The sequence below is a fragment of the Terrabacter sp. NPDC080008 genome, assembly GCF_040702505.1.
In the GTDB taxonomy this organism is placed as follows: Bacteria; Actinomycetota; Actinomycetes; order Actinomycetales; family Dermatophilaceae; genus Terrabacter.
In genome coordinates this window covers 620,228-638,670 of the sequence record NZ_JBFBLC010000001.1, presented here as the reverse complement: position 1 = coordinate 638,670, position 18,443 = coordinate 620,228, and the positions used below count along the sequence as shown (strand labels likewise).

Here is an 18,443-nt window from a genome sequence, read left to right as displayed (position 1 = left end):
CGCCGCCAGGCCCGCGACCACGGCAGGATGGCGACATGGCCGAGAGCAAGGGTGCAGGGGCGACCGACGAGGCGACGACGTCGTCGACGGAGACCAGCGAGGCGGCGACGGCCTACGCGGCAGTGCGCCCCGGGCTCGAGGCGGCGACCGGGCTCTTCGTCGAGATGGTCACCGGCCTGCTCGACGACGCGGGCATCAACTACCTCAGCGTCACCGGCCGCACCAAGACCGTGGCCTCCTTCGCCGTGAAGGCGAAGCGGCGACGCGACGGCGAGCTGCTCTATCCCGACCCGCTCGCCGACATCACCGACCAGATCGGGGTGCGGGTCATCACCTACGTCCACGACGACGTCGCTGCGGTCGCCGAGCTGCTGGACGAGGAGCTCGCCGTCCTCGACGACCGCGACCTCGGCCTCGAGACGGCGCGCGCGGGCCGCTTCGGCTACGCCAGCCGGCACCTGCTCGTCTCCGTCGACGCGAGCCGCACCGTGCCGGCCGCCTGGGAGTCGCTGCGCCGGCTCAGCGCCTCCGTGCAGATCCGCACGGTCCTGCAGCACGCGTGGGCCGAGTTCGAGCACGACATCCGCTACAAGGGCACGATCCCCGAGGAGCACGCCCACGAGCTGGACCGCCGGTTCACGCTCGCCGCCGGGCTCATCGAGCTCGCCGACCGCGAGTTCTCCGCCATCCGCGACCGGCTGCAGATGGCGGCGCCGCCGACGCTCGCCCCACCCGCCGAGCACGACCCGAGGATCAGCAGCCAGGACCTCGCGAAGTTCCTCGCGTCCCGGTATGCCGGTGCCGGCTGGGCCCGCACCGACCACTACACGTGGGTCTCCGGGCTGCTGCTCGAGCTCGGCATCACCTCGGTGGAGGCGCTCGCGGAGGTCATCGACCCGGTCGACAGCACCGACCTCATCGAGCGGATGGGCTACAAGTACCCGCCGGGAGCGGTGCGCCGCCTCGACGACGCGCTCCTCGCGACCTTCGGCACGCGCTACCTCGAGCTCGAGGGGAACGCCCACCGCCGTTCCTCGCTCGAGGCACGCCTCGAGCGCTTCGAGAGCGGCAGCTGAGAAGTCCGTGGCCGCTCGTGTCGATTCCGCGGCCGCGAGTTCGTCAGGATGGTGTGGCGAGGGTCGCCACCTGTGTCCGAGAAGGAGCCGACCATGGCTGACACGTACGCCTACCTGATCCACGAGGCCGACTGGGACTCCGACGCGTTCCTGGAGGGCCGCACCAGTGGCGCGGGTCCCGCCGGCAAGGACCCCGCCGCCCCGGGCCGGGCGCCCGAGGACGGCGGCTCGTTCCCCGAGCACCGGGCCTTCCAGAAGGCCGTCGCCGAGCTCGGCGCGCGCATCGTCGGCGGGGCCGCGCTGCAGCACACCAAGCACGGCGGGACCGTCACCCGCGGCGACGCAGGGCGACGGGTCGAGGACGCCGTGTGGACCGACGGGCCCTTCCCCGACTCCTCCGAGGTGATCACCGGCTTCTACCTCGTCGAGACCGACGACGAGGACACCGCCCGACGGATCGCCGCCCTCGTGCCGACCACCGGCCACACCGAGTGGCGCAAGGTCTTCCCGACGGGGATGTGAGTGCCGCTCGGGTCGGGTGAGTTCGAGGAGGCGTGGCCGCGCATCGTGCGCGCCCTCGCCTCCTTCACCGGCAGCCTCGACGACGCCGAGGAGTATGCCGCCGAGGCCGTCGCGCGGGCAGCCGCCCACGAGCGCTCCGGTGGCCGCCCCATCGAGTCGTATGCCGCCTGGTGCACCTCCGTGGCCAAGCGCGCCTGGCTCGACGACGCCCGGCGCCGGACCGTGGAGCGCCGTCTCGCGCCGGACCTCGCCCGTCCCGAGGTGGCTGTCGCCCCCGACCCGTCCGACACGAGCGACGACGCCGCCATGGATGCCGACGCACTGTCACGGGAGGGCCTGGACGACCGCCTGGCTCTGCTCTTCGTCGCCTGCGACGAGGCGCTGTCCCCCGCCTCCCGGATGGTCCTCGCGCTGCGCGTCGTGTGCGGCCTGACGATCCCCGAGATCGCCGGGCACCTCGGCGTGCAGGAGACCGCGGCGGCCGCCCGGCTCACCCGCGCGAAGCGCGCGCTCGCCGAGGCGCGCGGCGCCTTCCACGTGCCCGAGGCCGCCGAGCGCGAACGCCGACTGCCCGTCGTGCTCGCCTGTGTCGCAGGCATGTTCACGGTTGCCCACCGGACCGTCCTCGACCCGGCCGACGCCCTCGCCGACACCGGCCGCCAGGCCCTGTCGATCGCCGACGCCCTCGTCGCCGCCTTCCCGCGCGACACCGAGGTCCGCGGGCTGCGCGCCGTCGTCCGGCTCGGCCTCGCCCGCCGTCCCGGACGGGTCGACGGCACCGGCACCGCGCTCGCGCTCGACGAGGTGGACCGGTCGCGTTGGGACCGCGAGCTGCTCGGCGCCGGCCTCGACGACGCGACGATGGCCGTGTCGGGCGACGGGCGCTTCGCCATCGAGGCGGCGATCGCCGGGCTGCACTCCATCGCACCGTCCTTCGACCGCACCGACTGGGCGCGCATCGTGGAGCTGTACGGGGCCCTCGAGCAGCGCTGGCCCTCCCCCTCCGTCCGGGTCGCGCGCCTGGTCGCCACGGCCCACTCCCTCCTCGCCGACCAGCAGACCCAGGCGGGACCGTCCCTCGCGGAGGTCGAGCGGGAGCTCGCGTCCCTCGAGACGCACGGTCCGGCATACGCCAGCCGTGACGCGGCCCTCGCCCTCGCCGACCTCGAGTGGCGCACCGGACGGCGGGAGCACGCCGCCCAGCGCTACCGCGGCCTCGCCGAGGTGATCGAGGTGGAGCCGCTGCGGCGCTTCTGCCTGCGGCGGGCGCTCACTCCCCCGTGACGCCGTCGACCGCCTCGCGGAGGAAGTCGGCGTGACCGTTGTGGCGCGCGTACTCCTCGATCATGTGCAGCAGGATCCACCGCAGCGTGAACGACTGGTTCTCCTTGCGCGACAGCTCTGCCGAGCGGAACTCGAGCCCGCCCTCCGCGAGGGCCGCGTCGATGTCACGGCGGGCCTGCTCGACCGACTCGTCCATCTGCCGGCGCAGCTCCTCCGGGCTGTCGTGCTTCGCCGAGGTCAGCTCCCAGTCCCGGTCGGCGTCCCAGTCGGCGCTCGCCCACGGCTCGGGCAGCGGACGCCCGTGCAGCACCTCGCCGAACCAGCTCGCCTCGTTGAGGGCGACGTGCTTGAGCAGGCCGCCGAGGGTCAGGCTCGAGGGGGCGAGCGGCTGCGCCAGCTGCTCCGCTGTCAGGCCCTCGGTCTTCTGGCGGAGGGTGTCGCGGTGGTAGTCGAGGAAGGCGACGAGCGTCGTCGCCTCGTCGGCCGCGAGCGGCGGGTCGGTGCGGTGCGTCTGCGGGGTCTGCGTCATGCCGCCGACGCTAGTGTCCGAGGCGCGGAAATCGCCTGCCGGTTTCCGGACGCGGGAGCAGACTGGCCCCGTGCCGACATCGAGCCAGTGGGTCGCGTTCCTCGTCGCGTCGATCCTCTTCATCCAGGTCCCGGGCCCCAGCCTGCTCTTCACGATCGGCCGGGCGCTGACCGTGGGGCGGCGTGAGGCGCTGCTGTCCGTGGCCGGGAACGCCATCGGCGTCACCACCCAGGCCCTCCTCGTCGCCGTGGGTCTCGGCGCGGTCGTCGCTGCGAGCGTCACCGCCTACACCGTGATCAAGGTCGCCGGCGCCGCCTACGTGATCTGGCTCGGCATCCAGGCGATCCGGCACCGGCGCGAGGGCCGCCTGGCGCTCGAGGCGCAGGTGGCGGCCAAGCGCGGCCACGCCCTGCGCATCGGCATCGTGGTCGGCTTGACCAACCCCAAGACCGTGCTCTTCTTCGTCGCCTTCCTGCCGCAGTTCGTCAACACCGGCGCGGGGCACGTCGACGCCCAGATGGCCGTCCTCGGCGCCGTCTTCGGGGCGATGGCCGTGTGCAGCGACAGCATGTGGGCCATGCTCGCCGCCCGCGCGCGCGAGTGGTTCGCCCGCAAACCCGCCCGGCTCGACACGCTCGGAGCGGCCGGCGGCGTCATGATGGTCGGCCTCGGCGCGACCATGCTCGCGAGCGAGTAGGGACCCGACCGGCGGCTTCCAAGGAGATCTGTTTGACTGCGATGGTGACAACCCCTCAGCTCGCGTCCGCGGCGGATCCACACGCATCCGCCGACCGGGTCCGCGCGCACGAGCGCGCTCTCGAGGAGGCGAAGCGGGCGTATGCCGCCCTCCCGCCCGACCGGCCGGTACGACTCGCCAAGCGCACGTCCAACCTCTTCCGGACCCGCAGCGCCACCGACGCCCCAGGGCTCGACCTGTCGGCCTTCCGCGGCGTCGTCGAGGTCCGTCCCGGAGAGGACGGCCGTCCGGCGACGGCCCTCGTCGGCGGCCTCACTACCTACGAGCAGCTCGTCGACGAGCTGCTCCCGCACGGCTACGTGCCGCTCGTCGTGCCGCAGCTGCGCACCATCACCATCGGCGGAGCGGTGACCGGGCTCGGGATCGAGGCCGCCTCGTTCCGCAACGGCCTGCCGCACGAGTCGGTGCTCGAGATGCGGATCCTCACGGGCGACGGTGAGGTCGTCACGGCCACGCCGGACGGCGAGCACGCCGACCTCTTCCGCACCTTCCCCAACTCCTACGGCTCCCTCGGCTACGCCCTCGACCTGCTCATCGAGCTCGAGCCGGCCCGCCCCTACGTCGCCCTGCGGCACGTGCGCTTCGACTCCCTCACCGCCCTGACCGACGCCGTCGGCCAGGTCATGAGCTCACAGACCTGGGACGGCGACCGTGTCGACTTCCTCGACGGCGTCGTGTTCAGCGCCCGGGAGGCCTACCTGACGCTCGGGCGCTGGACCGACACCCTCGAGGGGCAGGCCCGGCCGAGCGACTACACCGGCGAGCAGATCTTCTACCGCTCGCTCCAGTCGCGGCGCACCGACGTGCTGACCGCCCACGACTACCTCTGGCGGTGGGACACCGACTGGTTCTGGTGCAGCCGGGCCTTCGGCGCGCAGAACCCGACGGTCCGCCGGCTCTGGCCGCGCGACCTGCTGCGCAGCGACGTCTACTGGAAGATCGTCGCCTTCGAGAACCGGCACCGGGTGATGGCCCGCATCGACCGGCTGCGCGGCCTGCCCGACCGCGAGCGCGTCGTCCAGGACGTCGAGATCCCGCTCGAGCGCACCGCCGAGTTCGTCGAGTGGTTCCTGCGCGAGGTCCCGATCGAGCCGGTGTGGCTCTGCCCGGTCAAGCTGCGCCCCGACGGGTATGCAGCCGGTGACGACACGCCGTGGCCGCTCTACCCGATGCGCCGGGACGAGCCCTACGTCAACGTCGGCTTCTGGTCCACGGTTGCCATCGAGCCCGGGGCGAGCGACGGCGACGTCAACCGTCGCATCGAGGCTGAGGTGACCCGGCTCGGGGGGCACAAGTCGCTCTACTCCGACGCGTACTACGACGAGGCGACCTTCGCCGCCCTCTACGGCGGCACGGAGTATGCCCCGGTGAAGGACAGGTACGACCCGAGGGGACGGTTCCCCACTCTCTACGAGAAGGCGGTGCAGGCTCGATGACGCTGACGGTGGGACAGGCATTCGACCGGGTGTTCGGCTCCGAGGCCCCGGTGCGGGTCGTCGCGTGGGACGGGTCCGAGGGCGGCAGCGCCGACGGGCTCGTGCTTCGCCTGACGAACCCCGACGCGCTCAACCACATCCTCGCCTCGCCCGGCGACCTGGGCCTGGCCCGCGCGTACCTCAGTGGTGACCTCGTCATCGACGGCATGAACGAGGCCGATCCCTACGACGTGCTGCGCGTGGTCCGTGACGGGCTCACGCCGCGCCTGCCCGACCGCCGCGACGCCGCCGAGCTGGCGCGCTTCGTCGCCAGCCACCGCCCGCACACGCCGGCGCTGCCGCCGGAGGAGACCCCGAGCCCGCTGCGTCGCCTCGCGCACGGGCTGCGCCACGGGCGTACGCGTGACGCCGAGGCGATCTCGCACCACTACGACGTGTCCAACGAGTTCTACGAGCACGTGCTCGGCCCGTCGATGACCTACACGTGCGCCTGCTTCCCCACGGACGAGGCGTCCCTGGAGGAGGCGCAGGCGTACAAGTACGACCTCGTCGCCAAGAAGCTGGGGCTGAAGCCCGGCATGCGCCTGCTCGACGTCGGCTGCGGCTGGGGCGGCATGGTGCGCCACGCCGTCAAGCACTACGGCGTGACGGCCCTCGGCGTCACCCTCTCCCGCGAGCAGGCCTCGTGGGCACAGCGGGCGATCGAGGCCGACGGCATCGCCGACAAGGCGGAGGTCCGCTACGGCGACTACCGCGACGTCACCGAGCACGGCTTCGACGCGATCAGCTCCATCGGACTGACCGAGCACATCGGCGTCAAGAACTACCCCGCGTACTTCCGCTTCCTGCGCGAGCGGCTGCGGGACGAGGGGCGCCTGCTCAACCACTGCATCACGCGGCCCGACAACAGGCACGCCGGCCTGCCCTCGCGCGGCTTCATCAACCGCTACGTCTTCCCCGACGGCGAGCTGACCGGCAGCGGCGACATCGTGCGCGTCATGGAGGACGAGGGCTTCGAGGTGCGCCACCACGAGAACCTCCGCGAGCACTACGCCCGCACGTGCGGCGCCTGGAACGCGAACCTCTCCAAGCACTGGGACGAGTGCGTCGAGCTCGCCGGCCTGGGCCGGGCCCGGGTGTGGGGCCTCTACCTCGCCGGGTCGCGGCTGGCCTTCGAGCGCAACGAGATCCAGCTGCACCAGGTACTGGCCTCGCGCACCAGCACCGAGGGCGTCTCCGGCTTCACGCTGCGGCCGCGGTTCGAGCCCTCCGACGGCTGAGGGGCCGGCTGAGGGACGTCGGTCGGCTGCCGGCTGCTAGTCCGAGCCGCCGAGGTCGACGTCGTACGCCTCGTGCACGAGGTCACCGCCCTTGCGGCGGTGCCGTACGAGGCGGTCCACGAGCACGGTGAGCTCCTCGCGGAAGACCGGGAGGTCGGCGAGGGTGCCGCCGTGCTCGACGACGAGCAGGAAGCCGTGAATCGCCTCGCGCAGCGGGCGGTGCTCGGCCGTGAGGCGGTCGAGGCGGCCCGAGAGGCGGGGGTCGGCGAGGCGCAGCCGCTCGTAGAGCCCGCCCGGCCCCTCGGTGAGGGCGACGTGGTCCTCGAAGTCGTGGGCGAGCTCGGCGAGCGCCGCGCGGACGCGTTCGCGCCACCGGCCGCCGGCCCGGGTCGGCGCGTCGAGCGCGAGGCCGACCGCGCTCACGGAGTCGCGCAGCTCGGACCGGCGCAGCCGGATCCGCTCGAGATGGAGCAGGAGGTCCGCGGCGGTCTGGACCGCTGGCGCAAGGGGCGGGCTGGCTGCACTGGGCTGGACGTTCATGGGGACCTCCCGTGCCGTCCATGGTCGCTCTCCGGCGCCCGGTTCGTCCAGTGCCAGAGCCACCGCAGGTGTCAGGCCAGCGAGAGGAAGAGCTTCTCCATCTCGGCGACGTCCATCGTCTCGCCCTCGGGGTTGGTGATGCACTCGCGCAGCCCCGTCGCGATGACGGCGAAGCCGGCGCGGTCGAGCGCCTTCGAGACGGCGGCGAGCTGCGTGACGATGTCCTTGCAGTCGCGCCCCTCCTCGATCATCTTGACGATGCCACCGATCTGGCCGCGGGCGCGGTTGAGGCGACGGATGACCGACTGCATCTCGTCGAGGTCGAGCTCCACGGCATACCTCCTGGGGGTCGAATGGATTCCATGATACCCCCACGTGTATGTCTCAGGTCTTGGGAACGCTGCTCCCACGGCGGGACAGCGAATCGATGGCGACCGCCGCGATGAGCACCAGCCCGGTGACGATGTACTCCCACTGCACGTCCAGGCCCTGCAGGTACATCCCGTTGTAGATGCCGCCGATGACGAGGCCACCGAGCACGCCCGCCGCGGCCTTGCCCCGGCCGCCGAAGAGGGAGGTGCCGCCGATGACCGCCGCCGCGACTGCGTAGAGGACGAGCTGGCCGCCGTTGACGTTGTTGGACATGCCACCGAGGTAGGAGGCGTAGAGCAGGCTCGCGATGCCGGCCGTCATCGAGCACAGCACGAAGCACCAGGTGCGGATGCGGTCGACCCGCACCCCCGCGCGGCGGGCGGCCTCGACGTTGCCGCCGATGGCGTAGACGTAGCGACCGAAGCGGGTGCGCTGCAGCAGGAACGTCCACGCGCCGAGCACCACGAGCACGACGAAGATCGCCCACGGCACGCCCTGCAGGGTGCCCAGTGCCGCCCGGTTGACGTTGCAGACCACGACGACGACCGCGCCGACCACGGCCAGCAGGCAGATCTTGGCGATCGTCACGCTCATCGGGGGTGCGACCAGGCCGCTGCGCCGGCGCCGCGCGTCCCGCAGGAACTGGCTGAGGCCCAGCAGTCCCACGACGACCACCAGGGCGGCCCAGCCCTGGAACGGGGTCACCTGGCCCCACATCAGGTCGTAGAGCGCGTGGACGTTGGCGCCCTCCCCGCTCAGGCTCGGGTAGCCGGAGAACGGCCCGAAGCCGAGGACGATCAGCAGCACGCCGTTGAAGACGAGCAGGCCACCGAGCGTGACGATGAACGACGCCAGGCGCAGCCGGGTGATGAGCGTGCCCTGGATCGCGCCGATGAGGGCGGTGACGGCGAGCGCGGCGAGGATCGCCGCCCACCACGGCCAGTCCACGGTGGCGGGCTGGACGAGCTGGACGGCGATCACGGCTCCGACCGGTCCTACGTAGCCGATCGACAGGTCGATCTCGCCGAGGAGCAGGGCGAAGATCTCCCCCATCGCCAGCACCATGAAGACCGCGCTCTGCAGGATCAGGTTGACCACGTTGCCCGCGGACAGGAAGACGTGGCCCGGGCTGATCGCCTGGAAGACCACGACGATCGCGATCAGCCCCAGGATCACCGGCAGCATGCCGCTCTCGCCGCCGCGGATGCGCAGGGCCTGCCCCCGCAGGTACTCGCGCAGCGACTGCGCCACGATCTCCGGCGGCACGAGCGCCTCGGTGTCCTGCTCGGCCGCGGTGAGGTCCTCGACCTCCAGGTCCGAGTCGGCCGGCGACGGCGCCTGCGCCACCTCGGGCCCGGCGGTGTCGCCCGGTCCCGCGGGTGCCGCGGGGGCCGCTGGCGCCGTCCGTGCCGCGGGAGCCGCCGTGACCAGCTCGCGGTCGACGTCGGGGCGCATTGCCGGACCGGACCGGTGCCCCGCGGTCATGTACTCGACCACGCCCTGCCGGTCGAGCTGGGCAGCGTCCTGCTCGACGGCCATGTGCCCGAGGTAGAGCACGGCGACCCGGTCGGCGACCTCGAACACGTCGTTGAGGTTGTGCGAGACGACGAGCACGGCCAGGCCGTGGTCACGCAGCCGGCGGATCAGGGCCAGCACCATGGCGGTCTGGGTGACGCCGAGCGCCGCCGTGGGCTCGTCCATGATGACGAGGCGGGAGTTCCACATCACGGCGCGAGCCACGGCGACCGACTGGCGCTGCCCACCGGAGAGGGACGCCACCGGCTGCCGGATCGAGCGCACCGTGGTGACACCCAGTCCGGCGAGCGTGGTGGCGGCGTCCCGCTCCATGTCGTCCTCGTCCAGGACCCTGCGCCGCAGCTTCTCCCGGCCGAGGAACATGTTCTGGACGATGTCGAGGTTGTCGGCCAGGGCGAGGTCCTGGTAGACGGTCTCGATCCCGAGGGCGGAGGCGTCACGCGGGGTGTGGAGGGGGACGGGCCTTCCCTCCCAGAGGATCTCCCCGGAGTCGGGCTGGTGGATGCCGGCGATGCACTTGATCAGCACCGACTTGCCGGCGCCGTTGTCGCCGCACAGCGCGGTGACCTGGCCTGCCGGGATGTCGAGGTCGACGTGTGACAGTGCCTGGACCGGCCCGAAGCTCTTGGAGACCCCGCGGACGCGCAGGAGGGGAACCTCGTCGCCACCTGCCCTGTCGTCACCGCTCATCGCGCTCTCCGCTCTCGTCCGTCGTCGTCAGGGAGTGATGCCGGCGGCCGAGCACGTGCTCGCACCGACGGCCTTGCACAGCGCCGCGGCGTCGATGAACTTGTCCTTGACCACCGTGGCGTTCATGTTGGAGCCGATCACCCACGTCGGCGTCAGCAGCGACGCGGGCTGGGGGGAGCCGGACACGCCCGGAGGCGGGTTCGTCACGGCGTTGATCAGGCTCGTGGGTGGCGTCTGGCTCGCGCGGAGGTAGGTCGCGATGGCGACCGCGTCCTGGGTCTCCAGGTAGATCGGCTTGTAGACCGAGCCGCACTGGTAGCCCGTGAGGATGTTCTCCATGCCCTGGATCGTCGCGTCCTGTCCGGTCGTGGGGACCTTCTTGGGCCCGACGCCCTTGCTCTTGAGAACCGTGACCACGGCGTTGGCGAGGCCGTCGTTGGCCTCCACCGTCGCGTTGATCTCCGGGTGGGCGGTGAACTGCTGGGTGAAGATCGTGGCACCGGTCGAGTTGACCCAGTTGGGGGTGATCTTCTCGCCGACCAGCGTCCAGCCCCTGCTGTTGGTGGTGCCCGCCGGCAGCGGCGTGGTGGCCTTGTTCCAGATGACGCTGTTGTAGCCCTGGGCGAACGAGACCGCGTTCGGGTCGACGTCCTCACCGCCGGAGAGCTCGAAGACCTTGGGGCTCTTGACTCCCCACGCGCCCACACAGGTGACGAAGCCCTGTCCGATCAGCTTGCCGACCTTGGTGTTGTCGAAGCTGACGTAGTAGGTCTTGTTGCCGGCGAAGGTGGCGCGGTCGTAGCTGATCAGCGCGACGCCGTGCGAGGCGGCATACGACTGCACCTGCGAGCCGACCGTGCTGTTGAGCGGGTCGAAGATGAGCACCGTGGCGCCCTTGGCGATGTCGGCCTGGGCGAGTGCGACCTCCGTCGAGTCGACCCCTTGGGCGTTGTCGATCTTGTACTGCGACGGGTCGTAGCCGGCGGCCTCGAAGGCCTTCTTGAAGAACGGGGCGTCGAAGTCGACGTAGCGGGTCGACGAGGTGGTGTCGGGCAGGATCACCCCGACCATCCCCTTGCCCTGGCCGGTCATGCTCTTCAGCTGCGACATCGCGCTGAAGCCGAGGTCGAACGAGCTGACGCCGAGGGCGGAGCCCGACGAGCTGCTCGAGCCCATGGTGCTGGTCGAGCCCATGCTGCTGCTCGAGCTGCTGGAGCCGCCTCCGGACGAGGCCGGGGTGGTGTTGTTGCCGCAGGCCGCCATGGCGAGCGCTGCGACGGACATCGAGGCGAGGACGCCCACCACGCGGGCGCGACCGGCTGTCTTGCGAACTCTCATCTCCGAGCCTCCTTGGCCCTGCTGCGATCGCCCTGCGGGGCGGGCCGTGGCTCCGGCGCCCGGGCCGGGACGGTGCGCGCAGCGGCAACGGCGTGCAGGGTCGGCTCGTCGGCCTCACAGGGGCAGTGGCGGGAGGGGCGAGCCCCGTCTGCCACCACCACGTGCCGTGCGCGTGTTGGCAGACCAGCGTCAGCCCACGTCCCCGTGGGTGTTGGACGACCCACGACTTCAGGCTAGGTCGGCCCGTCGAGGCCTGATGTGGGATTCGCCGAGAGCCGTCCGACCCGTCCCGGTCGATCCCGGAACGCGCTCAGCCCGAGCGGGGTGCGTACATGATGAGCGCGACCCCGACGAGGCAGACGAGCGCGCCGGCGACGTCCCAGCGGTCGGGTCGGAACCCGTCGGCGACCATGCCCCAGAGCAGCGACCCGCCGATGAACACGCCGCCGTATGCCGCGAGGATGCGCCCGAAGCTCGCGTCCGGCTGGAGCGTGGCCACGAACCCGTAGAGGCCGAGGGCCACGACGCCGGCGCCGATCCACAGCCAGCCGCGGTGCTCGCGCACGCCCTGCCAGACGAGCCACGCGCCGCCGATCTCGAAGGCGGCGGCGATCACGAACAGCAGGATCGAGCGGGTGACGGTCACGGGCGCCATCGTCGCACCGTCGCGCCCACGCCCGGTCGGGCCTCGCCTCGTAGATCGCCGGCTCGTAGGTCGCCGCCTCAGAGGTCGCCGGCGGCGCGGCGCTCGTCGTCGCTGCGGAGGATGCAGAACTCGTTGCCCTCCGGGTCGGCCATCACGACCCAGCCCCGGCCGTCCTCGGTGCGACAGTCCTGCACGACCGTGGCACCGAGGCCCTCGACGCGGGCCACCTCCTCGTCCCGCGGCCGGTCGGTGGGGCGCAGGTCCAGGTGCACCCGGTTGCGCACCTGCTTGGCGTCCGGCACGTCGATGAAGAGCAGCCGGTGCGAGCCGTCCGGGGAGAAGATCATGCACTCCTCGTGGTCGGGCAGGTTGGGGTCGGCCGGGTCCTCGTGGTAGCCGAGCAGGTCGGCCCACCAGACGGACTGGGCGTACGCGTCGAGGGCGTTGACGGTCGTGTGCGAGAGCGCGAGTGCCATGCCGACATCCTCCAGTCGCAGCCCCGTCGGGTCACCTGCTTTCCCTGCACCTGCGCGCCCTCCGCGCGACCGCTGGGGCGTGCGATGGTGTCATCGGCGCCCGCCGCCTCGCACGGCAGGCAGAAGAGCAGGCAGACGAAGGAGAGGTCCCATGAGCGCAACACCTCTGGCGCAGAAGGCGTCCGACTTCCTGGCCCTGCACGCCGGCCCGGGTTTCGTCCTGCCGAACGCGTGGGACGCCGGGTCCGCCCGGATCCTCCAGCACGTCGGCTTCCCGGCCGTCGCCACCACGAGCGCCGGCATCGCCTTACCTCGAGGCCGGCGCCGACTGCGTGTTCGTGCCGGGCGTCGTCGAGGAGGCCACCATCCGGCGGCTGGCCCGGGCCGTCCCCGGCCCCCTCAACATCGTCGCCGGGCTGGCCAACCGCATCGACGCACGCACGCTCATCTCCTCGGCGTCGTCCGGGTCAGCCTCGCCGGCAGCATCGCGCGGGCCGCCCTGACGGTCGTCGAACGGGCCGGACGTGAGCTCCTCGAGAGCGGGACGCTGGGCTTCCTCGACGGGGCCGTCTCCTACGCCGACGTGCAGCGCCGCTTCGCCTGACGTGCGCCCGGCCGTCGCGCCTGTCAACGTCCGTTGACGCAGCGCGCGACCCGGCATACGCTGTCAATCCAGGTTGACATCAGGAGGACTGCCACCGGTGACGGAGGTCGAGGACATGCTGACACTGGCCCGAGCGACGGGTGACGACGACCCGCGCGCCGCCCTGGCGGCGGCACGCGAGCTGCGGCGGGCGGCCGACCGCACCGAGGCGGCCGTGGTGCGCCGCGCCCGCAACCAGGGGCTCGCCTGGGCCGACATCGCCGAGCAGCTCGGCGTGAGCCGACAGGCGGTGCACAAGAAGTACGGTCGCCGCTGAGCCCTGTCGAAACCGGGCGCGCCCGTTCGTTGACAGGGTGGGCGGTGACGACTCGCCCGCGACCCGGAGGAGAGCCATGACCGAGTACCTCATCACCTTCAACGACGAGTGGGTGCCCGAGCACACGGAGGAGCAGATCACGGCCAAGGCCGCGGCCGCCCGTGAGGTGCTCGACGACATGCGCGCCGCCGACGCCCTCGTCTTCAGCAACGGCGGGCTCGATCGGTCCACCGCCCTGTTCAGCGCGGTGAACCGCGACGGCGAGGCGGTCTTCAGCGACGGACCCTACGTCGAGACCAAGGAGCACCTCGGCGGCTTCTGCGTCGTGGACGTGGCCGACGACGAGGCGGCCCGCTACTGGGCCGGCCGGCTCGCGACCGCCCTCGACTGGCCCCAGGAGGTGCACCGCTTCCGTGGCCCCGGGCAGCTGGGCTCGTCGCCGGCCGCCGGCTAGCAGGCCGGCCGACCAGCCCGACGGAGTCAGCCCTCGCGCCGCAGCACGACGACGGTGTCCAGGGCGACCCGCTCGCCCTCGTCGGTCTCGACCGGACGCTCGCGGATCCCTGACGTCTCGACCGTGACGGGCAGCCCCTCGGCCCGCTCGAGCACCTCGTCCGGGTCGTAGAGCACGCTCCGGTCGCCGGGCCCGCCCCAGCCCTCGGCGAGGTTGCGCCCCGCATGTCCGACCACGACGACGTGGCCACCGGGCCGCGTCGCCTCCACCGCCTCGCGCAGCGCGTGCGCCCACTCGTCGGCCGGCAGCTGCAGGTAGCAGAGCAGGGCGAGGTCGTATGCCGCCGGGCCGCCGGGCGCGGGCTGCGTCGCGTCCGCGACGAGGGGGGTCAGCTGCCCGATGCGGTCGCCGAGGCGGTCGGCGGCCAGGGACCGCATCCGGTCGACCGCCACGGTCGAGTAGTCGGCCGCCACGACGGTCCACCCCTGCTCGACCATCCAGATCGCGTTGCGGCCCTCGCCGGCCGCGACGTCGAGCGCGTGGCCGGGGGTCATCGGCGCGACGATCTCGGCCACGAAGCGGTTGGGCTCGGCCGACCACACGAGGTCGCGGGCGGCATACCGCTCGTCCCAGTCGCTCGCCTTCATGCGCCCCTCCTCGCCGTCCCGGGAGACGCCCTGCGGCGGTCCCGGTCCCATTGTGGTGGTGTCGCTCTCGTTCGTCACCGATCCGGGACCGGGCGCCGGCGCGGTGCGTAGCGTGGATGGCGGAAAGGCAGAGCAATGAACGTCCTCATCGTCCACGAGTCACTGTTCGGCAACACCCGCCACGTGGCGGAGGCCATCGCGGAGGGCGTGCGCGAGGGCAGAGCGCCCGCATCCGTCAGCCTGGTGCACGTCGACGACGCGCCGACCACGATCGGCGACGACGTCGGCCTGCTCCTCGTCGGGGGCCCGACGCACGTGTTCGGGATGACCCGACCGGGCACGCGGGAGGACGCGCAGACCAAGGGCGCGACGCCGGCCCGCGAGGGCGTCCGGGAGTGGATCGAGGCGGTCACGCCCCGCAAGGGGCTGCCGGTCGTCACCTTCGACACCCGCATCCACGTGCGGATGATGCCCGGCTCCGCGGCGGCCGCCGCCGCCAAGGCGTTGCGGCACCGCGGCTTCGACCGGGCCGAGCGCGGCGAGACCTTCTGGGTGAAGGACACCGCCGGTCCTGTCGTCGACGGCGAGCTGGAACGCGCCCGGTCGTGGGGCGCGACGCTCGCCGGGCGCGTCGCCCACGGCGTCTCCTGACCCCGCGGGCGCCCGCTCAGGTCAGCGTCTCGAGCCAGGGCCTGAGGTGCCCGAGCACCTCGTCGGGGACCTCGAGCTGGGGCGTGTGCCCGACGCCGTCGAGGTATGCCGTCTGCCAGGCCGGGTTGAGCCGCGCTGCCCGCCGCGCGGCCGAGATCGGCACGAGCCGGTCCTTCGTGCCGTGGAGGAGCAGGACGGGCCGGTCGACCTCGCGGATGATCCGGTCGTAGTCCCGCCGTCCGCGCAGCACGCGGAGGAGCGACCGGGCGGCGCCCAGGAACTCCGCCTCGGGGCTGGGGAGGGAGCGCCGCCAGGCCGCGAGCTCGACGTTGGCCTCGGTGACGGCCGGATCGGCCCGGGTCGTGTCCGCGAAGCACAGCGCCAGCGTGCCGTGCACGCGCTGCCGGTCGGTGAACCGGCTGTTGTAGCGCGTGAGCACGAGCTCCCCGACCCGCGGGACGGCATACATGGCGAACGTCGCGGCGACCTGGGGGTCGGGCCGGGCGCCCGGGTTGGGCAGCGCCGGGTCGACGAGCGCGAGGCCGACCACCTGCTCGGGGCGACGGTCGGTCAGCAGCAGGCTGATCATGCCGCCCATCGAGTTGCCGACGAGCACGACGGGCTCGCCGAGCACCTCGTGGACGAAGCGGCTGAGCACCGCGGCGTTGTGGTTGACGCTCGTGTCGCGCCCGTGTGCGGGGGTGAGCCCGAAACCGGGGAGGTCGATCGCGACGACCCGGTGGCGTTCGGCGAGGGCCGGCGCGATGCCGACCCAGTTGAGCCAGGAGCCGCCGAGTCCGTGGATCAGCACGACCGGCGGCCCTGCGGTCTCGGGCCCCGGCGTGCCGGCGGGGCCGCCGAAGTCGACCCAGTGCACCGGCCCGTCGAGGTCGATCGTGTGGCTGGTTCCGCCCCACGAGGAGGCGAGGTCCGGGGGCGCCGGGGACAGCGAGGTGCTCATGACCGCAGGTTACCGCCGGTCAGTTGCGGCCGCCGGGCGTCACCGGTCGGTGGGTGCCTGGCCCGGCTCGTCCTCCCCCTGGAAGGGGCGCACCTCCACGGGCAGCCCGGTGGCCCCGGCGATCCGCTCGGCCCAGCCGAGCACGACGTCGTAGTCGTCGGACCGCACGATCGACAGGCCGCCGAGGTGCTCCTTCGCCTCGACGAAGGGCCCGTCGGTGACGACCGCGTCGCCGCCGCGGCGCCTGCGGATCGTCGTCGCTGCGGCCTGCTCACCCAGGCCCCCGGCGAAGACCCAGCCGCCCGCGGCGCGGATCTCGGCGTTCACGACCTCGAGGTCGGCCATGACCTGGCGCAGGTCGACCTCCTCGGGCGGCGGGCCGTCGGGTGAGAACAGGCTGATCAGGTAGGTCGTCATGGTGCCCTCCTCGGGCCGGCATCGGCCGGCCGTCTCATCTCGGTGTCGGGTCGCACCGGGTGTGCGGCCTCACTGACTCCACGAACAGGCAGGCTCCGCTTCGACAGTCCGCGTCAGCTGAGCGGGCCGCCGCGCGGACGCTGCTCGACGAGACCCACGAGGTTGCCCTCGGAGTCGACGACGAACGCCATCCACTCGTCGGTGCCGGCCGGCCCGAGCGTGTCGTCGTCGTGGCCGAAGATCACGTGCGGGTCGGCGCGGACCTCGACACCGGCCGCCTGCAGCCGCTCCACCGTGCTGGGCAGATCGTCGACGCGCAGGTAGTGCAGCGCGCTCGGTGCGCCCTGGTCGAGCAGGAGCCGCACCCCGCCCACGTCGAAGAAGACGAGCCCCGGCGGGTCGTAGGTGGCGAGCGGCTCGGCGCCGAGCAGGTCGCGGTAGAAGTCGGTCGCCCGGCCGAGGTCGTCGGCGTGCTGGGCGACCTGGACGAGCCCCCGTGACGTGCCTGATGTCATCCCGTGTCCCATCCAGCGACGGTAGCGCCGCCACCCGACACAATGGGCCCATGACCGATCACCGGCCCGATCACCGACACGTCGAGACCTGGCTCACCGACATGGACGGTGTCCTCGTCCACGAGGAGGACGCGATCCCGGGGGCCGCCGAGTTCGTCAAGGCGCTCAAGGAGTCCGGCCGGCCCTTCCTCGTGCTGACGAACAACTCGATCTTCACGCCCCGCGACCTGCGGGCGCGGTTGCTCATGAGCGGGATCGACGTGCCCGAGCAGTCGATCTGGACCTCCGCCCTGGCCACGGCGCAGTTCCTCGCCGAGCAGCGTCCCGGCGGGACGGCATACGTCGTCGGAGAGTCGGGGCTGACGACGGCGATGCACGACGTCGGCTACGTCATGACCGACCGCGACCCGGACTACGTCGTGCTCGGCGAGACGCGCACCTACTCCTTCGAGGCGATCACGCGCGCGATCCGCCTCATCGAGAAGGGCGCCCGCTTCATCGCCACCAACCCCGACCCGAGCGGACCGAGCCCCTACGGCACGCTGCCCGCCACCGGTTCGGTCGCGGCGCTCATCTCGACGGCGACCGGTCGGCAGCCCTACTACATCGGCAAGCCCAACCCGCTCATGATGCGCAGCGCCCTCAACCGGCTCGACGCGCACTCGGAGACCACCGTCATGGTCGGCGACCGCATGGACACCGACATCATCAGCGGTCTCGAGGCGGGCCTACGCACCGTGCTCGTCCTCACCGGCTCGACGAGCCGAGAGCAGGTCGAGCACTTCCCCTACCGGCCGAGCCGCATCGTCGACTCGATCGCCGACCTGACGCCGTATGCGGAGACGACCTGAGCGCTCACCCGCGGCCGAGCAGGCGCTGCCACCACGACGGCCGGGCAGCGAGCTCGGCGGCGCGGGCGGCGGCCCGCTCCTCCCGGGCTCGGCGCTGCTGCTCCTCGAGCTCGGCGCGCAACGGCCGCCACCGCTCGACCATCTCGTCGACGTCGAGCGTCTTGGCGATGAGGGGCGGCAGGTTGCCCACGGCCGGCCGCATCCGGTCGGCGAGGACGCGCGTGTTGTAGTCCTCGATGATCTCGCGCACCTGGGCCTCGGTGCGCACGTCGACGAGGGACTCGGGGTAGCCGGCGGCCTCCTTGCGCAGCGCGAGCGGACCCGGGAGCGCACCGCCGAGGTCGAGGTTCTCGCGGGCCGCGAACCGCTTGACCCACCAGTCGGGGTCACCGGAGTCGCTGAGGTCGAGCGGCTTGCCGGCGCCGGGCAGGTTGTCGAAGTCGCCACGCTCTTGCGCCTCGCGGATCTGCTTCTCCACGGGGCTCTCCCAGTACGGCTGACCGGCCATGCATCCACGCTAACCGACACTGCCCTCGAAGCGGCGA

23 protein-coding genes and 1 pseudogene are annotated in these 18,443 nt (G+C 72.4%); 12 read left to right on the top strand and 12 right to left on the bottom strand.

Going from position 1 to position 18,443, the window contains the following annotated elements; translation table 11 throughout:
- Positions 1-35: 35 nt before the first annotated feature.
- The 3 genes from AB0316_RS03040 (at position 36) to AB0316_RS03030 (ending at position 2,882) form a co-directional block, all read left to right on the top strand.
- Positions 36-1,076: a GTP pyrophosphokinase gene (locus AB0316_RS03040; protein ID WP_366270346.1), complete on the top strand. Its 1,041-nt coding sequence runs from the start codon at positions 36-38 to the stop codon at positions 1,074-1,076.
- 93 nt (positions 1,077-1,169) lie between these two features.
- Positions 1,170-1,598 (top strand): YciI family protein, encoded by a 429-nt coding sequence (locus AB0316_RS03035; protein ID WP_366270344.1) that lies wholly within the window; start codon positions 1,170-1,172, stop codon positions 1,596-1,598.
- Entirely contained in the window at positions 1,599-2,882 is a 1,284-nt protein-coding gene (locus tag AB0316_RS03030; protein WP_366270342.1) for a DUF6596 domain-containing protein, read from the top strand.
- Here AB0316_RS03030 and AB0316_RS03025 read toward each other — a convergent pair.
- Positions 2,869-3,411 carry a DinB family protein gene (locus AB0316_RS03025; RefSeq protein WP_366270341.1) on the bottom strand — a complete coding sequence of 181 codons (543 nt, stop codon included), beginning with the start codon at positions 3,409-3,411 and terminating at the stop codon, positions 2,869-2,871. The genes AB0316_RS03030 and AB0316_RS03025 overlap by 14 nt on opposite strands.
- Before the next feature lie 70 nt (positions 3,412-3,481).
- Between AB0316_RS03025 and AB0316_RS03020 the strand changes: the two genes are divergently transcribed.
- The 3 genes from AB0316_RS03020 to AB0316_RS03010 are packed head-to-tail and all read left to right on the top strand — an operon-like array spanning position 3,482 to position 6,884.
- Positions 3,482-4,108 carry a LysE family translocator gene (locus AB0316_RS03020; RefSeq protein WP_366270338.1) on the top strand — a complete coding sequence of 209 codons (627 nt, stop codon included), beginning with the start codon at positions 3,482-3,484 and terminating at the stop codon, positions 4,106-4,108.
- A 44-nt stretch (positions 4,109-4,152) separates the two neighbouring features.
- Positions 4,153-5,604, top strand: a complete 1,452-nt coding sequence (locus AB0316_RS03015; RefSeq protein ID WP_366270336.1) for an FAD-binding oxidoreductase — start codon at positions 4,153-4,155, stop codon at positions 5,602-5,604.
- Positions 5,601-6,884: a class I SAM-dependent methyltransferase gene (locus AB0316_RS03010; protein ID WP_366270335.1), complete on the top strand. Its 1,284-nt coding sequence runs from the start codon at positions 5,601-5,603 to the stop codon at positions 6,882-6,884. Before AB0316_RS03015 ends, AB0316_RS03010 begins: the two co-directional genes overlap by 4 nt.
- A gap of 36 nt (positions 6,885-6,920) precedes the next feature.
- On the opposite strand, the gene AB0316_RS03005 is transcribed toward AB0316_RS03010, so the two are convergent.
- The 6 genes from AB0316_RS03005 to AB0316_RS02980 all read right to left on the bottom strand — a co-directional run bounded on the left by AB0316_RS03005 (position 6,921) and on the right by AB0316_RS02980 (position 12,482).
- On the bottom strand, positions 6,921-7,424 hold the full coding sequence (locus AB0316_RS03005) for a hemerythrin domain-containing protein (RefSeq protein WP_366270333.1): 504 nt from the start codon (positions 7,422-7,424) through the stop codon (positions 6,921-6,923).
- Positions 7,425-7,495: 71 nt separating this feature from the next.
- The gene (locus tag AB0316_RS03000) at positions 7,496-7,756 is read right to left on the bottom strand and encodes a metal-sensitive transcriptional regulator (RefSeq protein WP_366270331.1); all 261 of its coding nucleotides are present in this window, start codon (positions 7,754-7,756) and stop codon (positions 7,496-7,498) included.
- A gap of 52 nt (positions 7,757-7,808) precedes the next feature.
- Positions 7,809-10,022 carry an ATP-binding cassette domain-containing protein gene (locus AB0316_RS02995; RefSeq protein ID WP_366270329.1) on the bottom strand — a complete coding sequence of 738 codons (2,214 nt, stop codon included), beginning with the start codon at positions 10,020-10,022 and terminating at the stop codon, positions 7,809-7,811.
- A gap of 27 nt (positions 10,023-10,049) precedes the next feature.
- Positions 10,050-11,360 (bottom strand): substrate-binding domain-containing protein, encoded by a 1,311-nt coding sequence (locus AB0316_RS02990; protein ID WP_366270327.1) that lies wholly within the window; start codon positions 11,358-11,360, stop codon positions 10,050-10,052.
- Positions 11,361-11,670: 310 nt separating this feature from the next.
- On the bottom strand, positions 11,671-12,006 hold the full coding sequence (locus tag AB0316_RS02985; RefSeq protein ID WP_366270326.1) for a YnfA family protein: 336 nt from the start codon (positions 12,004-12,006) through the stop codon (positions 11,671-11,673).
- A 77-nt stretch (positions 12,007-12,083) separates the two neighbouring features.
- Positions 12,084-12,482 (bottom strand): VOC family protein, encoded by a 399-nt coding sequence (locus AB0316_RS02980; protein WP_366270324.1) that lies wholly within the window; start codon positions 12,480-12,482, stop codon positions 12,084-12,086.
- Between AB0316_RS02980 and AB0316_RS02975 the strand changes: the two are divergent.
- From AB0316_RS02975 to AB0316_RS02960, 4 genes and pseudogenes are all read left to right on the top strand, one after another.
- Positions 12,481-12,792, top strand: a pseudogene (locus AB0316_RS02975) (isocitrate lyase/phosphoenolpyruvate mutase family protein); the annotation flags it as partial. The gene AB0316_RS02980 and the pseudogene AB0316_RS02975 sit on opposite strands and share 2 nt — an antisense overlap.
- A gap of 22 nt (positions 12,793-12,814) precedes the next feature.
- Positions 12,815-12,985 (top strand): hypothetical protein, encoded by a 171-nt coding sequence (locus AB0316_RS02970; RefSeq protein WP_366270322.1) that lies wholly within the window; start codon positions 12,815-12,817, stop codon positions 12,983-12,985.
- A gap of 216 nt (positions 12,986-13,201) precedes the next feature.
- On the top strand, positions 13,202-13,402 hold the full coding sequence (locus AB0316_RS02965; protein WP_366271284.1) for a hypothetical protein: 201 nt from the start codon (positions 13,202-13,204) through the stop codon (positions 13,400-13,402).
- A gap of 76 nt (positions 13,403-13,478) precedes the next feature.
- Positions 13,479-13,856, top strand: a complete 378-nt coding sequence (locus tag AB0316_RS02960; protein WP_366270320.1) for a YciI family protein — start codon at positions 13,479-13,481, stop codon at positions 13,854-13,856.
- Between the two features lie 26 nt (positions 13,857-13,882).
- Here the strand turns inward: AB0316_RS02960 and AB0316_RS02955 are convergent, their stop codons facing one another.
- Positions 13,883-14,503, bottom strand: a complete 621-nt coding sequence (locus AB0316_RS02955) for a class I SAM-dependent methyltransferase (RefSeq protein WP_366270319.1) — start codon at positions 14,501-14,503, stop codon at positions 13,883-13,885.
- Between the two features lie 135 nt (positions 14,504-14,638).
- Between AB0316_RS02955 and AB0316_RS02950 the strand changes: the two genes are divergently transcribed.
- Positions 14,639-15,154, top strand: coding sequence for a flavodoxin/nitric oxide synthase (locus AB0316_RS02950; protein WP_366270317.1), 516 nt, complete (start codon positions 14,639-14,641; stop codon positions 15,152-15,154).
- A gap of 16 nt (positions 15,155-15,170) precedes the next feature.
- Here AB0316_RS02950 and AB0316_RS02945 read toward each other — a convergent pair whose 3' ends face one another.
- The 3 genes from AB0316_RS02945 to AB0316_RS02935 form a co-directional block, all read right to left on the bottom strand.
- Positions 15,171-16,115: an alpha/beta hydrolase gene (locus tag AB0316_RS02945; protein WP_366270315.1), complete on the bottom strand. Its 945-nt coding sequence runs from the start codon at positions 16,113-16,115 to the stop codon at positions 15,171-15,173.
- A 39-nt stretch (positions 16,116-16,154) separates the two neighbouring features.
- Complete coding sequence (locus AB0316_RS02940; protein ID WP_366270313.1) at positions 16,155-16,532, bottom strand: YciI family protein; 378 nt, start codon at positions 16,530-16,532, stop codon at positions 16,155-16,157.
- Positions 16,533-16,645: 113 nt separating this feature from the next.
- Positions 16,646-17,059 carry a VOC family protein gene (locus tag AB0316_RS02935; protein WP_366270311.1) on the bottom strand — a complete coding sequence of 138 codons (414 nt, stop codon included), beginning with the start codon at positions 17,057-17,059 and terminating at the stop codon, positions 16,646-16,648.
- Positions 17,060-17,097: 38 nt separating this feature from the next.
- On the opposite strand from AB0316_RS02935, the gene AB0316_RS02930 reads away from it, so the two are divergent.
- Positions 17,098-17,898: an HAD-IIA family hydrolase gene (locus tag AB0316_RS02930; protein ID WP_366270309.1), complete on the top strand. Its 801-nt coding sequence runs from the start codon at positions 17,098-17,100 to the stop codon at positions 17,896-17,898.
- A gap of 4 nt (positions 17,899-17,902) precedes the next feature.
- Here AB0316_RS02930 and AB0316_RS02925 read toward each other — a convergent pair whose 3' ends face one another.
- Positions 17,903-18,406, bottom strand: coding sequence for a DUF1992 domain-containing protein (locus AB0316_RS02925; protein ID WP_366270307.1), 504 nt, complete (start codon positions 18,404-18,406; stop codon positions 17,903-17,905).
- Positions 18,407-18,443 lie beyond the last annotated feature (37 nt).

Excerpts from the sequence above, each read along its gene's own strand:
- AB0316_RS03040 (WP_366270346.1), top strand. The coding sequence starts at position 36 with ATGGCCGAGAGCAAGGGTGCAGGGGCGACCGACGAGGCGACGACGTCG.
- AB0316_RS03035 (WP_366270344.1), top strand. The coding sequence starts at position 1,170 with ATGGCTGACACGTACGCCTACCTGATCCACGAGGCCGACTGGGACTCC.
- AB0316_RS03025 (WP_366270341.1), bottom strand. The coding sequence starts at position 3,411 with ATGACGCAGACCCCGCAGACGCACCGCACCGACCCGCCGCTCGCGGCC.
- AB0316_RS03010 (WP_366270335.1), top strand. The coding sequence starts at position 5,601 with ATGACGCTGACGGTGGGACAGGCATTCGACCGGGTGTTCGGCTCCGAG.
- AB0316_RS03005 (WP_366270333.1), bottom strand. The coding sequence starts at position 7,424 with ATGAACGTCCAGCCCAGTGCAGCCAGCCCGCCCCTTGCGCCAGCGGTC.
- AB0316_RS02995 (WP_366270329.1), bottom strand. The coding sequence starts at position 10,022 with ATGAGCGGTGACGACAGGGCAGGTGGCGACGAGGTTCCCCTCCTGCGC.
- AB0316_RS02990 (WP_366270327.1), bottom strand. The coding sequence starts at position 11,360 with ATGAGAGTTCGCAAGACAGCCGGTCGCGCCCGCGTGGTGGGCGTCCTC.
- AB0316_RS02980 (WP_366270324.1), bottom strand. The coding sequence starts at position 12,482 with ATGGCACTCGCGCTCTCGCACACGACCGTCAACGCCCTCGACGCGTAC.
- AB0316_RS02965 (WP_366271284.1), top strand. The coding sequence starts at position 13,202 with ATGCTGACACTGGCCCGAGCGACGGGTGACGACGACCCGCGCGCCGCC.
- AB0316_RS02960 (WP_366270320.1), top strand. The coding sequence starts at position 13,479 with ATGACCGAGTACCTCATCACCTTCAACGACGAGTGGGTGCCCGAGCAC.
- AB0316_RS02955 (WP_366270319.1), bottom strand. The coding sequence starts at position 14,503 with ATGAAGGCGAGCGACTGGGACGAGCGGTATGCCGCCCGCGACCTCGTG.
- AB0316_RS02950 (WP_366270317.1), top strand. The coding sequence starts at position 14,639 with ATGAACGTCCTCATCGTCCACGAGTCACTGTTCGGCAACACCCGCCAC.
- AB0316_RS02945 (WP_366270315.1), bottom strand. The coding sequence starts at position 16,115 with ATGAGCACCTCGCTGTCCCCGGCGCCCCCGGACCTCGCCTCCTCGTGG.
- AB0316_RS02940 (WP_366270313.1), bottom strand. The coding sequence starts at position 16,532 with ATGACGACCTACCTGATCAGCCTGTTCTCACCCGACGGCCCGCCGCCC.
- AB0316_RS02935 (WP_366270311.1), bottom strand. The coding sequence starts at position 17,059 with ATGGGACACGGGATGACATCAGGCACGTCACGGGGGCTCGTCCAGGTC.
- AB0316_RS02930 (WP_366270309.1), top strand. The coding sequence starts at position 17,098 with ATGACCGATCACCGGCCCGATCACCGACACGTCGAGACCTGGCTCACC.
- AB0316_RS02925 (WP_366270307.1), bottom strand. The coding sequence starts at position 18,406 with ATGGCCGGTCAGCCGTACTGGGAGAGCCCCGTGGAGAAGCAGATCCGC.